Below are 14,828 nucleotides of genomic sequence, written 5' to 3' on the forward strand. Positions count from 1 at the left end.
TTACCTGTGGGGACCAGGGAGGACGCGCAGGCGCGCCGCCCTCCCGGGGCGGGTGTGACGGACGGGTCCGCCGGTGTGCAACCGTCCGCCCGGCGGTCCTAGTCCGTGGCAGCGCGGCGGCGCCGGCGCGGCTGCCGCCCCGGCTCGGGCTCGGTCCCGAGCACGTAGGAGCAGTCCAGGTGGTTCCACCCGCACCCCCGGCACACCTCGACGGTGTACACGGAGAACTCCTCCTGCGCGGCGTCCATCCGGGCGAGTTCCGCCTCGGTCTTCGCCTGCCCGGACACGTGGCCCAGTCCCTCACCGTAGACGTAGTTGACCAGCGTCAGGCGCTCGCGGCGGCAGACCGGGCACGGGTCGTCGGTCTGCTCGCCGTGGTACCTCGCCGCGCGGGAGAGGTAGGGGCTCGCGTCACAGACCTCGAACAGCCCGGTGCGGCCGGCCTGCACGTCCGCCAGGACGGCCCGCCTCTGCAGCGAGTAGTCGACGACGGAGCGACGTCCGGGCACGGCCGTCAATGTACGCAGGTCCGTCACCGGGCGGGCCCGTCGTCACCGTGTGTGCGCGGCCTCCCCGGTCGGGGGAGGGTCTCGGGTTGCCCACCGGTTCACCCCTCGATGTATCGTCTCGATACATCGAACGGCAGGGGCCGACGGGGGGCGAGATGCTCGAGTTCGCCATCCTCGGACTGCTGCAGCAGTCCCCCATGCACGGCTACGAGCTGCGCAAACGGCTCGCGGAGGTGCTCGGGGGGCTGCGCAGCATCTCCTACGGCTCGCTGTATCCCGCACTGAAGCGGTTGCACGCCGCCGGGTTCGTCTCCACCGACGAGCCCGACCGGCGCTCCCCGCTCCCGGCCGACGCACCGCCGCTCACCGGCCGGCGCGGGAAGGTGGTCTACACGATCACCGCGGAGGGCAAGGAGCGCTTCGCGGAGCTGGTCAGCCAGGCCGGCCCCGAGGCGTACGACGACGGCAGGCTCTTCGGCGTCCACCTCGCCTTCTTCCGGCACACCGCCGCCGACGTGCGGCTGCGCATCCTCGAGGGGCGCCGCCGCACGGTCGAACGGCAGCGGGACGGCCTGCGGTCCTCACTGGCGCGGACCCGCGAACGGCTCGACCGCTACACGCTGGAACTGCAGCGCCACGGCCTGGACTCGGTCGACCGGGAGGTGCGCTGGCTGTCGGAGCTCATCGACAGCGAGCGGCGCCAGCCCGGTCCGGGGCCCGGCGGTGAGCGCCCGCCGCCCAGCGAGGGGTGAGGCCGCCCCCGGGCGGGACCCCACCCCAGCGACACCGCACAACAGGCACCACGGCTGTCCAGCTCGACCGGCAGCCACCGCCAGGACCGGAACGGTCCCGCGACACGGACCACCCGGTCCAGGGAGAAGGGAAACCCATGGGAGCTGTCAAGGTCGCCATCGTGGGCGTCGGCAACTGCGCCGCCTCGCTGGTTCAGGGGGTGCACTACTACCGCGACGCCGACGAGACCACCTCGGTCCCGGGCCTGATGCACGTCCGCTTCGGCGACTACCACGTCTCCGACGTGCAGTTCGTCGCGGCGTTCGACGTCGACGCCAAGAAGGTCGGCCGTGACCTCTCCGAGGCCATCGTCGCCAGCGAGAACAACACCATCAAGATCACCGACGTGCCGCCGCTGGGCGTCACCGTGCAGCGCGGCACCACCCTCGACGGCCTGGGCAAGTACTACCGGGCCACGATCGAGGAGTCCGACGAGGAGCCGGTCGACGTCGTCGCGGCGCTGCGGGAGTCCGGCGCCGACGTCCTCGTCTGCTACCTGCCGGTGGGCTCGCAGCAGGCCGCCGAGTTCTACGCGCAGGCCGCCCTCGACGCCGGCGTCGCGTTCGTCAACGCCCTGCCGGTCTTCATCGCCGGGACGAAGGAGTGGGCGGACAAGTTCACCGCCGCCGGCGTCCCGATCGTCGGCGACGACATCAAGAGCCAGGTCGGCGCGACCATCACCCACCGGGTGCTGGCCAAGCTGTTCGAGGACCGCGGCGTGCAGCTCGACCGCACGATGCAGCTCAACGTCGGCGGCAACATGGACTTCAAGAACATGCTCGAGCGCGAGCGCCTGGAGTCCAAGAAGATCTCCAAGACCCAGGCCGTCACCAGCCAGGTCGACCGCGACATGGGCACCGACAACGTGCACATCGGCCCGTCGGACCACGTGCCGTGGCTGTCGGACCGCAAGTGGGCCTACGTCCGCCTGGAGGGCCGCGCGTTCGGCGACGTCCCGCTGAACCTGGAGTACAAGCTCGAGGTCTGGGACTCCCCGAACTCGGCCGGCATCATCATCGACGCCGTCCGCGCGGCGAAGATCGCCAAGGACCGCGGGATCGGCGGCCCGATCCTGTCGGCGTCGTCGTACTTCATGAAGTCCCCGCCGGTGCAGTACAGCGACAGCGAGGCCCGCGACGCCGTGGAGGCCTTCATCCGCGGCGACGTCGAGCGCTGATCCGCGGCGGCACCCAGCACACCCACCGCAGGCCCGTCCCCGACCCGGGGGCGGGCCTGCGGCCTGTCGGGGGCCCGGTGCCGGCCGGCTGCCTACGCTGACCGCCATGCCGCGCCGCCTGCTCGCGTCCGCGCTGGTCCTGCTGGCGGTCCTGCTGTCCGGCTGCTCGGACGACCCCGCCGACCGGCAGCCCGGTGACCCGGTGACCGCCGAGGAGGCCGGGGTGCTCGCCGGCCTGCTGGCGCAGGACTCGGAGGAGGGCGGCGCCGACGTCGAGGTCGCCGCGCCCTTCGGCGACGGCGGCCTGCTGCGCCTCAGCGGCGAGGTCGACTTCGCCGGCTCCGCCGGCCGGGCGCAGGCGGTGACCACCTACGGCGACGGGCGCCCCGACGACACGCGCACGCTGTTCTTCACCCGGGACCGGATCTGGTTCGGCGACGTCCCCGGGCTGCCGGACGCCCTCGCCGCCGCCGGCCGGCCCGACGTCCCGTTCGTCAGCCGCGCGCTGGCGACCGGGCCCGACGCGGTACCGCTGACCGACGTCCTCGTGGCCGTGGTGCTCAACCTGGGCGCCCCCGAGGCCGACGACGCCGCCGCCTTCCGCGGCGGGGAGCACACCTGGGAGGGCCAGCGCTCGGTCGACCGCCGGCTGGCCACCGTCTACGCGGGGGAGGCCGGCTGGACGGTCACCGTGGAGGACTCCACCGGCCTGCTGCTGCAGTACGTGACCCCGCTGCCCGGGCAGGACACCGAGATCACGGTGACGCTGTCGGACCACGGGCCGCGGACGATCGCCCTGCCGGAGGACGGGCGGACGGTGGACGCGGCGGCGCACCCGGAGGTCGCGGCGGCGGTCGGCATCTGAGGGAGGACCTCCCTGCCCCCTCCCCACGCCTCGCGAGCTCGGCGCGGGCCCCTGCAGGGAGGCCGTTCCAGCACCGCACCCGGGGCGAGGTCACCCGGGCCCGGGCACAGGAAGAGGGGGCGGCCTCTTCCCCAGACCGCCCCCTCCGGGGTCATTCCTACCAGACCTCGCCGGAGCGCGCGCCCCCGACCGCTCCCCCGCGGCGTGTCAGTTCGCGGAGGGGTCGGCCGGTGCCGTCGACAGGACCGCCAGGCGGCCGGTCTGCCGGGCGAGGACCGCGCGCCACAGCTGCGGCCCGGACAGCTCGCTGAGCACGTCGCCCGGGGTGCCGGGGACGCACGCCCAGGCGCCCTCGGCGATCTCGGCGGCCAGCTGGCCCGGCGACCAGCCCGCGTAGCCGGCGAACACCCGCAGGCCGGACAGGCCGCCCGCGAGGGTGCCGGGGTCGGCGTCGAGGTCGACGAGGTGGACGTCCCCGGCCACCCGCCGCAGCCCCTCGCCCCCGCCGGCCGCGCCGGGGGCGTTGGCCAGGCACAGCGCGGTGTCGGTCTCGCAGGGGCCGCCGACGTGGAAGACGCCCGGCTCGACGGCGAGGTCGCACCAGCCGGGCAGCACGTCGCGGATCTCGACCTGGCTGGGCCGGCCGAGGACGACGCCGAGGGTGCCGCTGTCGTTGTGGTCGAGCACGTAGACGACGGTGCCGGCGAAGTTCGGGTCGGTGAGCCCGGGCATGGCCACGAGCAGCGAACCGGGGACGACGTCGTCGAGGGTGCCGGTGGACAGCCGCGGTACGGCCGCGCGGCGTCGGCCCGTGGCCGGCCGGGTGGGCGGGCCGGACTCGGGTTCGGGTGACGAGGGCGCCGGAGACATCCCGTCCAGTGTGCAACAGTCCCGCGCCCGGGGGAGGGCGAGAGCGCGCCGTAGGGTGAGCCGGTGACGCGGGCCGCTCCCACCGTGCGGCTCCTGCTCGGCCGGGACGACTTCCGGCGGCTGCTGGCCACCCGGCTCCTCGCGCAGTTCGGTGACGGCGTCTTCCAGGCCTCGCTCGCCGGGACCGTGCTGTTCAACCCCCAGCGGGCCACCGACCCGCTCGCCGTGGCGGCCGGGTTCGCGGTCCTGCTGCTGCCGTACTCGGTGCTCGGTCCCTTCGCCGGCGTCTGGCTGGACCGGTGGAGCCGCCGGCAGGTGCTGGTGCACGCCGGCGTGCTGCGCGCGGTCCTGGTCGCCGTCGTCGCGGCCCTCGTGGTCACCGGGGCGGCCGGCCTGCCCCTCGCCGTCGCCGGGCTCGCCGTCTTCTCCCTCACCCGGTTCGTGCTGGCCGCGCTGTCGGCCGGGCTGCCGCACACCGCCGACGCGCGGGTGCTGGTGACGGCCAACGCGCTGTCGACGACCTCGGGGGCGGTGGCGACCGTCGTCGGCGGGGCGGCCGCGGTGGGCCTGCTGCAGCTGGCCCCGGCCGGGGACGCCGGCTACGCGGCCGTGACGCTGTCCGCGGCGCTGCCCTACCTCGCGGCCGCGGCGACCGTCGCGGGCTTCGGCCGGGCGTACCTCGGCCCCGACACCGCCACCCGCTCGGCCCGGCTCTCGGCCAGGCAGGTGCTGTGCGGCCTGGCCGACGGCGTCCGGGACGTGCTCGCGCACCCGCCGGCGACGGCGGCGCTGCTGGCGGTGTCCGGGCACCGGGTCTGCTACGGCGTGCTGACGCTGGTGTCGCTGCTGCTCTACCGCGGCCCGCTGGCGGAGGGGTCGGGACCGCTGTTCCCCGGCGGGCTGGTCGGCCTGGGGCAGGTGGTCGGCGCCGGGGCGGTGGGCACGCTGCTCGCGGCGCTGGTCACCCCGGCCGCGGTGCGCCGCCTGGGCCGCCGCCGGTGGACGGCGCTGCTCCTGGTCGGCGGCGGGGTGCTGCAGCCGCTGCTCGGGCTGACCTTCGCGCCGCCGGGGGTGGTGGCAGGCGCGTTCGTGCTCGGCTTCGTCGCCCAGGGCGTGAAGGTGTGCGTCGACACGACGCTGCAGGAGGTGCTCGACGACGACGTCCGCGGCCGGGTGTTCTCCGTCTACGACACCCTGGTCAACGTCACCTACGTCGCCGCGCTCGTCGCCGCGGCGCTGGTGCTGCCACCCTCGGGCGTCTCGGTGCCGGTGCTGCTCGCCGTCGCGGCCGTCTACGGGCTGACCGCCGTCGCGTTCCTGCGGCGCAGCGGGGCGCCGGAGCGGGTCTAGAGGCCCGGCTCGCAGGGGCCGCGGCCCAGCTGCGCCAGGCCGGCGAGGTCGCCGGGGCCGAGCTCCACCTGCCCGTCGTTGCGCGGGGCCATCAGCTCGCCCGGGTCGTCGACGTGGTCCAGGCCCAGCACGTGACCGAACTCGTGCACGAGGACGGCGCGCACCGCGGCCCGGCCCCCGGGGGACCCCGCGGCGCCGCCGGCCCAGCCGGCGTCGATGGTCACCGCGCCGGTGACGAACACCCACGGCCCCCCGGGCGCGGCGACCGCCTGGCTCCCGCCCAGGCCCGCCACGGTGCCCTCGAGGCCGGGCACCTCCTCCGGGGTGGCCCAGCTGACCAGCACCGGCGCCCAGCGGTCGCCGTAGCGGCCGGGCTGGAAGCCCGGCCGGTCGTCGGTGTACCCCTCGTCGGTGGTGCCGTCGGCGACGAACCGGAGGCCGGTGGCGGCCGACAGCCGGGTCAGCGCCTCCTCGACCAGGCCGGCGGCGCCCGGCGGTGCGCCGTCGGGCCGCATGACCCAGTGGACCGGGCGGCACGGGTCCCAGGTGACCGGCGTGACGCCGTCGGCCTGGTGCTCGACGAAGTCGTACGTGCCGGCGGCCGGGGCCGGCGGCGGCGTGCCGAGCGGGGAGCCCGCCGCCTCGTGGCCGGGGGTGGGCCGGTCCGCGGCCCCGGGGCTCCCGGCCGTGCCGGCGTCGGGGGAGGACTCCCAGGGCCACGGGCGCGGCCCGGCGAGCACCGCGGCGCCCAGGCCGAGCGCCAGCACCAGCACGACGGCGAACACCCCGCGGACGGCGGGGGAGCGGCGGCGCCGGGGCGGGGGTCCGGCCTCCCGGGCGCGCCACGGCGCCGGGTCGACGGGGCGGCCGGCCGCCTCGTCCAGCACCCACCGCGGCACGCGGCCGGTGGGCGACGCCGGGACGCCCGGCGGCGGCTCCGGGGGCCACTCCGACGGCCACTCCGGGGGCCACGGCGCCCGCACGGCGCGCCCGTCCTGCGTCCCCCCGTGCACCCGTCCCCCCGTCCGCGGTCCGGCCGTCCGTCCTACCGGCGGACGCGGGGCGGGGGGAGGGGCGCGGGCGGAGCGGTCACCCGGGCGGGGGAGTCCAGGAGCGGGCGGCCCACCAGGCGCGCAGCTCGGCCTCGGCCTCCTCGGGCCCGAGCGGGCCGCGCTCCAGGCGGAGGTCCTTGAGGTGCTTCCACGCCTCGCCGACCTCGCGGCCCGGCGGGATGCCCAGGATCGCCATGATCGCGTTGCCGTCCAGGTCGGGCCGCACCCGCGCGAGGTCCTCGGCCGCCGACAGCTCGGCGATCCGCCGCTCGAGGGAGTCGTAGGTGGCCGAGAGCGCGGCGGCCCGCCGCCGGTTGCGGGTGGTGCAGTCCGAGCGCACCAGCTTGTGCAGCCGGGACAGCAGGTCGCCGGCGTCGGTGACGTAGCGGCGCACCGCGGAGTCGGTCCACTCGCCGCGGCCGTAGCCGTGGAACCGCAGGTGCAGGAAGGTCAGCCGGGCGACCGCCTCGACGACGTCCTTGGGGTAGCGCAGCGCGGTCAGCCGCTTGCGGACCAGCTTCGCGCCGACCACCTCGTGGTGGTGGAAGGAGACCCGGCCGCGGGGCTCGTGCCGGCGGGTGGCGGGCTTGCCGACGTCGTGCAGCAGCGCCGCCAGCCGCAGCACCAGGTCCGGCGACCCCGCGTCCGGGTCGGCCTTCTCCAGCGCGATCGCCCGGTCGAGCACGGTCAGCGAGTGGGAGTAGACGTCCTTGTGCTGGTGGTGCTCGTCGATCTCCATCCGCAGCGCGGGCAGCTCGGGCAGGACGACGTCGGCCAGGCCGGTGGAGACGAACAGTTCCAGCGCCGCGCGGGGGGCGTCCTGCAGCAGCGTCTTGGTCAGCTCCGCCTGCACCCGCTCCGGGGTGATCCGCGCCAGCTCGCCGGCCATGTCGGTCATCGCCCGGACCACGTCGTCGTCCGGGGTGAGCCCGAGCTGGGCGACGAAGCGCACCGCGCGCAGCATCCGCAGCGGGTCGTCGGCGAAGGAGTCCGCCGCCGCGCCCGGGGTGCGCAGCCGACGGGCGAGCAGGTCGCCGAGGCCGCCGAACGGGTCGGTCACCGTGCGGTCGGGGCCGAGGGACACCGCCATCGCGTTGACCGTGAAGTCGCGGCGGGCCAGGTCGTCGGCCAGCGAGTCGCCCCAGGCCACCTCGGGGTTGCGGGACTCCCGGTCGTAGCGGTCGGCGCGGAAGGTGGTGATCTCCAGCCGGGTGCCGCGGACCTCGGCGCCCAGCGTGCCGAAGGCGATGCCCTGGTTCCACGTGGAACCCGCCCAGCCGCGCAGCAGCCGCAGCACCTGCTCGGGCCGGGCGTCGGTGGTGACGTCGAGGTCGCCGGGCGGCGTCGGCGCGCCGCTGCCGGCGGCCAGCAGGGCGTCGCGCACCGAACCGCCCACGAGGTGCGCCTCGAACCCGGCCGCGGCGAAGCGTTCCCCCAGCTCCACCAGCACGGGCGAGACGTCGACCAGCTCGCGCACGGCCTGCTGCACCGCCGGCGGGACCCCCACCGCGGCCGGACGACTCTGACGCTCCCCGGACACGACGAGCCAGGGTAGTGCGGCGGCTCGCGCTACCCTCCTGGCATGGCAGGCACCGGCGGACGCGGGCGTCCCGGCCGCCGCCTGCGGCGGGTCGACGAGACCTCCGCCGGGGGCCTCGTGGTCGCCGACGACGGCATCTCCGGCCCCCGCGCCGCGCTCATCGGCCGCACCGACCGCCGCGGCCGGCTGCTGTGGTCGCTGCCCAAGGGCCACATCGAGGAGGGCGAGACCCCCGAGGACACCGCCGTCCGGGAGGTCGCCGAGGAGACCGGGATCATCGGCGAGGTGCTCGCCCCGCTCGGGATCATCGACTTCTGGTTCGTCGCCGAGGGCCGCCGCGTGCACAAGACGGTGCACCACTTCCTGCTGCGCGCCATCGGAGGCGCCCTGTCCGACGCCGACGTCGAGGTGACCGAGGTCGCCTGGGTCCCCCTCGACGAGCTGTCCGACCGGCTGGCCTACGCCGACGAGCGGGCGCTGGTCGAGCGGGCGCCCGCGCTGCTCGCCGACAGTGCGTGACCCGGACCGCGACGTCCACCCCAGGCACAGCACCCCCCGGTCCGGGGCCGGCCGGCGCGGGAGGACGGTGACCCGCGTCCTGACGGCCGCCCTGCTGGCCCTGCCGCTCGCCGCCGCCCCCGCCCTGGTCCCGGACGCGGCCCCGGCCGCCGCGGCGCCGCCGGCCGCGCCCGCGACCGACCCCGAGCGGCCGGTGGCCGTCGACCTCACCCGGCTCGACCCGCGCACCGTCGCCCCCGGCGGGACGGTCACCCTGGCCGGCACGCTGACCAACGAGGGCACCGAGACGGTGACCGACCTTGGCGTCCGGCTGCAGCGCGGCCAGGCCGTCACCACCCGCGCCGACCTGCTGGCCGCCGACGCCGACCCGGACCCGGCCACCACGTCCAGCACGCCCTTCCAGCCGCTGCCCGGCCCGCTCGCCCCCGGCGACTCCGTGCCGTTCACCGTCACCGCGACCACCGCCGACCTGGCCCTGGACCGCGACGGCGTCTTCCCCCTGCTGGTCAACGTCAACGGCACCACCCCCGACGGCGAGCAGAGCCGCGTGGGCGAGGTCCGCACCCACGTGGTGCAGCAGAGCGCGCCGCCGGCCGCCACCACCGCCGTCGCCTGGCTGTGGCCGCTGGCCGAGCGCAGCCACCGGGACGCGTCCGGCGGGTTCGTCGACGACGGGCTGGCCGACGCGGTCTCCGACGGCGGCCGGCTCGACCACGCGCTGGCCGTCGTCGAGCGGCTGCCCGCCGTCGTCGCGCCCGGTGCGCCCGAGGCCACGCCGCTGGCCCCGGTGACCCTCGCGGTGGACCCCGCCCTGGTGGAGGAGCTCTCCGTCATGGCCGAGGGCCCCTACGCCGTCGACGGCGAGGAGGACGCCGGCACCGGCACCGAGGCCGCCGCCGCGTGGCTGGAGCGGCTGCGCGCCGTGGCCGTCGACCACCCGGTGGTCGCGCTGCCCTACGGCGACGTCGACGCCGACGCGCTGCAGGCCGCCGGCCTGGAGCCCACGCTCACCCGCGCGCTGCCCGGCGCCGCACCGGGGGCCGACGGCGACACCCCGGAGGCCGGCGGCGTGGTCGCCGACGCCTCGCCCGGGCCGGCCGGGGCGGCGCTGCTGGCCGACGTCCTCGGGGTGACGCCGCGCACCGACCTGGCCTGGGCGGCCGGTGGCGCGCTGCGCCCGGACACGCTCGCCACCCTCCGGGAGGGCGGCATCGAGCAGGTGGTGGTCGCCTCGAGCGCGCTGAGCGACGGCGACGCGGCGCTCGGCATCCCCGGAGGCGGTGCGGCCGCGCGGACCACGCTGCCCGGCACCGACGGCCCGGTCGAGGCGCTGGTGGCCGACGCCGGGCTGTCGTCCGTCGTCGGGTCGGCCGACACCGCCGAGGGCGGGCCGCGGGTGGCCGAGCAGCGCTACGTCGCCGAGCTGGTGCTGGTCTCGCAGCAGGCGCCGGCCACCCCGGCGGGCCAGAGCGTCCTGGTCGCCCCGCCGCGCGACGTCGACCCCGACCCGGAAGCGGTCGCCGCGATGATCACCGGCACCGCGCTGCCCGGGCTGCGCCCGGCGTCGCTGACCGACCTGTCCGCGGGCCCGGTCGCCGACGCCGGCACGCCGCTGGACCAGGCCGGCGCGGCGGTCCTCGACCCCGCCGGCGTGGCCGGGCTGGTCGCCGCGGCCGGGCTGCGCGACGACCTGGCCGGCGCCGTCGTCGGGGAGCCCGCCACGGTCCTCGCCGGCTACGACGCGGCGCTGGCCCGCGCCGCCTCGGTGGCCTGGCGGGACGACCCGGCCGGCTTCACCGCCGCCGCCGGGGACGTCCGCGACACCCTCGCCGGGCTGCGCGAGCGGGTGACGCTGGTCGCCCCCGCCGACGGCACCTACAGCCTGGCCTCCAGCGACGCGCCGCTGGTGCTCACCGTGCAGAACGACCTGCCCTTCGCCGTGCGGGTGCTGGTCGAGGCGCGCACCCGCGACAACGTCGGCCTGACCATCGGCGACGTCGGCCCGCAGGAACTGGCCCCCGAGCAGCGCACGACGCTGGAGATCCCGACCGAGGTGCGCCAGTCCGGCCGCTTCGCCGTCACCGCGAGCCTCACCACCCCCGACGGCGGCCCGCTCGGCGACGCCGTCGCGATCCAGGTCCGCAGCACCGCCTACGGGACGATCTCGCTGTCGATCACCATCGGCGCCGCCGTCCTGCTCGGGCTGCTGTTCCTGCGCCGCGGGATCCTCTTCCTCCGCCGCCGCGGGCGGGCCGAGGAGGAGCTGCCCGACGGCGCCGGCGCCGCGTGGCCGCCCAGCCGGAGCCCGGTGTGACCGGTCACCCCCGCAGCGACGAGGACACCCCCGTGCAGGAGCCGGGAGCGCGCCCGCTGCCGCCGGTGCCCCCGGCCGTGTCCTCCCCGCCTCCCGAGGCGGGGTCCCCCTCGGCGGAGTCCCGGCCGGCGCGCGACCGGTCCCGGCCGCTGCCCCCACCGCCCTACCCGGTCGCCCCGCCGCCGGGCTCAGGCCTGCCGGGCACCCCGGCCGCCCGCCGCGCCATGCCCCCGGTGCCGCCGCCGTCCCGGCCCCGCGGGCCCGGCGCGCCCCGCACCGGGGACCGGCCCGGCGTGCAGGCGGACGGACGGCGCCCGGTGGTCCCGGCGGCCGCGGCGCCCCCGCCCGCGGTCGTCCGGCCCGCGCCCCGGCCGCTGCCGCCGGTGCCCCCGCCGGTGCGGCGCCGCTTCATCCCGGCCGACGAGACGCAGGTCATCCCGATCCTGCAGCTGCCGCCGGTCCCCTCGGCCCCCGAGGGGGAGACCGAGGAGGAGGCCCGGCAGCGGGAGGGCGCCCCCGGCGGCAGCCGCGGCATCCTGCGCGCCGCGGGGACGATGGCGGTGGCCACGCTGGTGTCCCGGGTGACCGGGCTGCTGCGCACGATGGTGCTGGCCGCGGCGCTGGGCGTCGGGCTGGTCAACGACGCCTACAACACCGCCAACACGCTGCCCAACATCGTCTACGAGCTGCTGCTCGGCGGCGTCCTGACCTCGGTGATCGTGCCGCTGCTGGTGCACGCGCAGGAGCGCGACCGCGACGGCGGCGTGGCCTACGCGCAGCGGCTGTCGACCCTCGCCGTCGCCGGGCTGGTGGTGGTGACCGCGGTCGCCGTCGTGATCGCGCCGCTGCTCACCTCGCTCTACGGCATCCACGGCGACGAGGAACAGGTGCGGCTGGCCAACTGGCTGGCCCGGATCCTGCTGATCGAGATCGTCTTCTACGGGATCGGTGCCCTGGCGCAGGCGATCCTCAACAGCCGCGGGGTCTTCGGCCCGCCCGCGTGGGCGCCGGTGCTCAACAACGTCGTCGTCATCGCCACCGGCGTGCTGTTCGTCCTGGCCAGCGGGCCGGGCGACCTCACCCCGGCCACCATCACCGCCGGCCAGGTGTGGCTGCTCGGCGGCGGCACGCTGCTGGGCATCGCCGTGCAGGCGCTGGTGCTCGTGCCGCTGCTGCGCCGGGCCGGCGTCCCGATCCGGCCGCGGTGGAACCTCCGCCAGACCGGCCTGCGCGAGGCCGGGGGCCTGGGCCTGTGGGTGGTCCTCTACGTCGCGGTCAGCCAGGTCGGCGTCGTCGTCGCCACCCGGGTGGCCAACGCCGCCGCCCGCGAGGGCGGGCTGGGGTCGAGCGCCTTCGCCATCGCCAGCCTGCTGTTCCAGATGCCCTACGGGATCATCGGCGTCGCGCTGCTGACCGCCCTGGTGCCGCGGATGAGCCGTGCCGCCGCCCGGCACGACGTCCCCGGCGTCGTCCAGGACCTCGCGCTGGGCACCCGGCTGTCGGCGCTCGGCCTGCTGCCGGTGGCCGCCGCGCTGACCGTCGTCGGCCCGGCGCTCGCCACGGTCGCCTTCGCCCGCGGCAACACCTCGGTCGACGAGGCGCAGGGCATCGGCGCGGCGCTGGCCGTCGGGGCCTTCGGGCTGCTGCCGATGGCCGTCACGCTCCTGCAGCTGCGGGTCTTCTACGCCATGAAGGACGCCCGGACGCCGACGCTGATCCAGGTCGGCATGGTCCTCGTCCGGGTGCCGCTGCTGCTGCTCGTGCCGGCGCTGGTCGAGCCCGAGCACGTCGTCGCCGGGCTCATGCTGGCCACCAGCGTCACCTACCTCGCCGGCTGGGTGCTCGGGCACGTCGCGCTGCAGCGGCAGCTCGGCGCCGAGCGGGGCGGGGCGCTGGGTCCGGTGCTGCGCATGGTGCTGGCCGCGGTCGTGGCGGCCGGCCTCGGCTGGGTGGTCGTCCGCGTGACCGACGACGCGTTCGGCCCGTCGGTGACAGGCTCGCTCGGCACCCTGTCGATCGGTACCGTGGTCGTCGGCGTCACGGCCCTCGCCGGGTTCGTGCTCGCCCGCGTCCCGGAGCTCCGGGAACCCCTCGCCGCCGTCCGCGCGCGGCTGGGCCGCGGGTGAGCGGCGGACCCGCAGGCCTGGGCGGCGTCCCCGGGGCACCGCGCAGCCGGGGAGAGCGGACAGGGGGTCGGACACGTCCATGACGGCGACGATCACCGGCCTCCCCGACCGGTACCGACCGCTGGACGAGGTCGGCCCCGAGGAACGCACCGGGACCGGCGTCATCCACTGCTGGCGCGCCAAGGACCGCATCCTCAACCGCGACGTCGCCATCCGCGTGCACGTCCCCGGCGGCCCGCCGGCGCGTGCCTGGATCGCCCGCGCGCTCACCGCCGGCGGCCTGGCCACCCCGGCGCTGGCGATGGTCTACGACGCCTCGGAGGGCAGCGGCGGCGAGACGGGCGTGGCCTACGTCGTCAACGAGTGGATCGAGGGGCAGACCCTCGCCGAGCGGCTGCGGTCCGGGCCGATGGGCGAGCGGGAGGCCCGCACGGTCCTGCGGCGGCTGGCCGAGGGCGTCGCCGAGGCGCACCGGGTCGGCCTCGCGGTGGGCGGCCTGAGCCCGGAGACCGTCGTCCTGCGGCCCAACGGGCTGGTCGGCCTGCGCGCCGTCCCCGCGGCCACGGGCACCGTCCAGGAGGACATCGCCGCCCTGGGCGCGCTGCTCGAGTACTGCCTCACCGGCCGGCAGTCCGGCGTCCCCGGACCCGACGGCGCCCCCGCCGCCGCCCCGGTCGTCACCCAGCCGGACCTGGCCGCCCTGGTCCGTCGCGCCCGCTCCACCGAGCCCGGCGCCCGGCTGGCCAGCGCCGCGGCGATGGCCGCGCTGCTCGCCGAGCGCCCGCGGTCCTCGGCCGTGCCTGTCCGCGGCCGCGACGAGAGCGACAGCGGCTGGCTGCGGCGCCTGCGCGAGCACCGCGACGCCGAGCAGGCCCCCGCCGCGCCGGCGCAGGACACCGACCGGCCGCAGCGGGTCGAACCGGACACCCTGCCGCCGGTGCCGCTCGGTCCCGCCCGCCCCCTCCCGCCGGTGCCGGCCGAGGACCCCCACGACGCCGGCGCCGCCGGGGAGCCGGTCGACGAGGAGGACGAGGACGGCGAGGGCTCGCCCGGCCGCCGCCGGCTCCTGGTCGCCGGCCTGCTGCTGGCCGCGCTGGTCGTCGTCGTGCTACTCGCCTGGTGGGTGGGCACGAACCTGCTCTCGGTCGCCACGAACGTCGACCCGCGGCCCGCCGCACCGTCGGTGCCGGCCAGCAGCGCGCCCGCCGAGGACAGCAGCGCCCCCGCGCCGGAGGCCGGCGCGCCCCTGGCGATCCGCGGCGCCACCGTCCTCGACCCGTTCGGCGACGGCGAGCCGGAGAACGTCGACGAGGTGCCGGCCAGCCACGACGGCGACCCGGCCACCACCTGGTCGACGCTCACCTACCGGGGCTCGGCCGACTTCGGCAACCTCAAGCCCGGCGTCGGCGTCGTCTACGACCTCGGCTCGGCCCAGGCGATCGGCGGCGTCACGCTGACGACGACCACCCCGGGCATCAACGTCGAGGTCCGCACCGGCTCCGCCCCCGACGGCGACCTGGACTCCTTCGCCGTCGCCACCGCCGGCAACGTCGACGGGACCACCGACCTCGCCTTCGACGAGCCGGTGACCGCGCAGTACGTCCTGGTGTGGGTGACCGGCCTGGTGCCGGCCGGGGACGGCTTCGCCGGGGACCTGGCCGAGGTCGCCGTCATCCCCGCCGCGGGGGAGTGACCTGCACGTCAGCGGCCTGGA

Annotated in this window: 12 protein-coding genes; 8 read left to right on the forward strand and 4 right to left on the reverse strand. The window is 77.2% G+C overall.

All coding sequences use genetic code 11. From position 1 onward, the window contains the following. Window positions 1-98: 98 nt before the first annotated feature. A complete protein-coding gene (locus ACI798_RS08005; RefSeq protein ID WP_456940465.1) occupies window positions 99-509 on the reverse strand; it encodes a DUF5318 family protein in 411 nt (136 codons plus the stop codon). A gap of 155 nt (window positions 510-664) precedes the next feature. Between ACI798_RS08005 and ACI798_RS08010 the strand changes: the two genes are divergently transcribed. The 3 genes from ACI798_RS08010 to ACI798_RS08020 all read left to right on the forward strand — a co-directional run bounded on the left by ACI798_RS08010 (window position 665) and on the right by ACI798_RS08020 (window position 3,343). After that, window positions 665-1,261 (forward strand): PadR family transcriptional regulator, encoded by a 597-nt coding sequence (locus tag ACI798_RS08010; RefSeq protein ID WP_456940464.1) that lies wholly within the window; start codon window positions 665-667, stop codon window positions 1,259-1,261. Window positions 1,262-1,398: 137 nt separating this feature from the next. Beyond that, complete coding sequence (locus ACI798_RS08015; protein ID WP_456940463.1) at window positions 1,399-2,478, forward strand: inositol-3-phosphate synthase; 1,080 nt, start codon at window positions 1,399-1,401, stop codon at window positions 2,476-2,478. Window positions 2,479-2,584: 106 nt separating this feature from the next. After that, entirely contained in the window at window positions 2,585-3,343 is a 759-nt protein-coding gene (locus tag ACI798_RS08020; protein WP_457047649.1) for a hypothetical protein, read from the forward strand. Between the two features lie 207 nt (window positions 3,344-3,550). On the opposite strand, the gene ACI798_RS08025 is transcribed toward ACI798_RS08020, so the two are convergent. Continuing rightward, complete coding sequence (locus ACI798_RS08025; protein ID WP_456940461.1) at window positions 3,551-4,213, reverse strand: YqgE/AlgH family protein; 663 nt, start codon at window positions 4,211-4,213, stop codon at window positions 3,551-3,553. Between the two features lie 63 nt (window positions 4,214-4,276). Between ACI798_RS08025 and ACI798_RS08030 the strand changes: the two genes are divergently transcribed. Then, window positions 4,277-5,563, forward strand: coding sequence for an MFS transporter (locus ACI798_RS08030; RefSeq protein ID WP_457047650.1), 1,287 nt, complete (start codon window positions 4,277-4,279; stop codon window positions 5,561-5,563). On the opposite strand, the gene ACI798_RS08035 is transcribed toward ACI798_RS08030, so the two are convergent. Together ACI798_RS08035 and ACI798_RS08040 are read right to left on the reverse strand one after the other, a co-directional pair. Continuing rightward, window positions 5,560-6,546, reverse strand: coding sequence for a matrixin family metalloprotease (locus ACI798_RS08035; protein ID WP_457047651.1), 987 nt, complete (start codon window positions 6,544-6,546; stop codon window positions 5,560-5,562). The genes ACI798_RS08030 and ACI798_RS08035 overlap by 4 nt on opposite strands. Window positions 6,547-6,652: 106 nt before the next feature. Next, window positions 6,653-8,155 (reverse strand): CCA tRNA nucleotidyltransferase, encoded by a 1,503-nt coding sequence (locus ACI798_RS08040; protein ID WP_457047652.1) that lies wholly within the window; start codon window positions 8,153-8,155, stop codon window positions 6,653-6,655. A 42-nt stretch (window positions 8,156-8,197) separates the two neighbouring features. On the opposite strand from ACI798_RS08040, the gene ACI798_RS08045 reads away from it, so the two are divergent. The 4 genes from ACI798_RS08045 (at window position 8,198) to ACI798_RS08060 (ending at window position 14,807) form a co-directional block, all read left to right on the forward strand. Then, window positions 8,198-8,674, forward strand: a complete 477-nt coding sequence (locus tag ACI798_RS08045; protein ID WP_387988621.1) for an NUDIX hydrolase — start codon at window positions 8,198-8,200, stop codon at window positions 8,672-8,674. 67 nt (window positions 8,675-8,741) lie between these two features. After that, window positions 8,742-10,988, forward strand: a complete 2,247-nt coding sequence (locus tag ACI798_RS08050; RefSeq protein WP_457047653.1) for a DUF6049 family protein — start codon at window positions 8,742-8,744, stop codon at window positions 10,986-10,988. A 293-nt stretch (window positions 10,989-11,281) separates the two neighbouring features. Next, window positions 11,282-13,114 (forward strand): murein biosynthesis integral membrane protein MurJ, encoded by a 1,833-nt coding sequence (gene murJ, locus ACI798_RS08055; RefSeq protein WP_457047654.1) that lies wholly within the window; start codon window positions 11,282-11,284, stop codon window positions 13,112-13,114. A gap of 79 nt (window positions 13,115-13,193) precedes the next feature. Next, window positions 13,194-14,807 carry a hypothetical protein gene (locus ACI798_RS08060; RefSeq protein ID WP_457047655.1) on the forward strand — a complete coding sequence of 538 codons (1,614 nt, stop codon included), beginning with the start codon at window positions 13,194-13,196 and terminating at the stop codon, window positions 14,805-14,807. The last annotated feature ends 21 nt before the right edge of the window (window positions 14,808-14,828 follow it).

The organism is Geodermatophilus sp. SYSU D01045, from assembly GCF_054050295.1.

What these genes read in the sequence shown, in the direction of transcription:
- ACI798_RS08010 (WP_456940464.1), top strand. Translation starts at nt 665, where the DNA reads ATGCTCGAGTTCGCCATCCTCGGACTGCTGCAGCAGTCCCCCATGCAC.
- ACI798_RS08015 (WP_456940463.1), top strand. Translation starts at nt 1,399, where the DNA reads ATGGGAGCTGTCAAGGTCGCCATCGTGGGCGTCGGCAACTGCGCCGCC.
- ACI798_RS08020 (WP_457047649.1), top strand. Translation starts at nt 2,585, where the DNA reads ATGCCGCGCCGCCTGCTCGCGTCCGCGCTGGTCCTGCTGGCGGTCCTG.
- ACI798_RS08025 (WP_456940461.1), bottom strand. Translation starts at nt 4,213, where the DNA reads ATGTCTCCGGCGCCCTCGTCACCCGAACCCGAGTCCGGCCCGCCCACC.
- ACI798_RS08045 (WP_387988621.1), top strand. Translation starts at nt 8,198, where the DNA reads ATGGCAGGCACCGGCGGACGCGGGCGTCCCGGCCGCCGCCTGCGGCGG.
- ACI798_RS08060 (WP_457047655.1), top strand. Translation starts at nt 13,194, where the DNA reads ATGACGGCGACGATCACCGGCCTCCCCGACCGGTACCGACCGCTGGAC.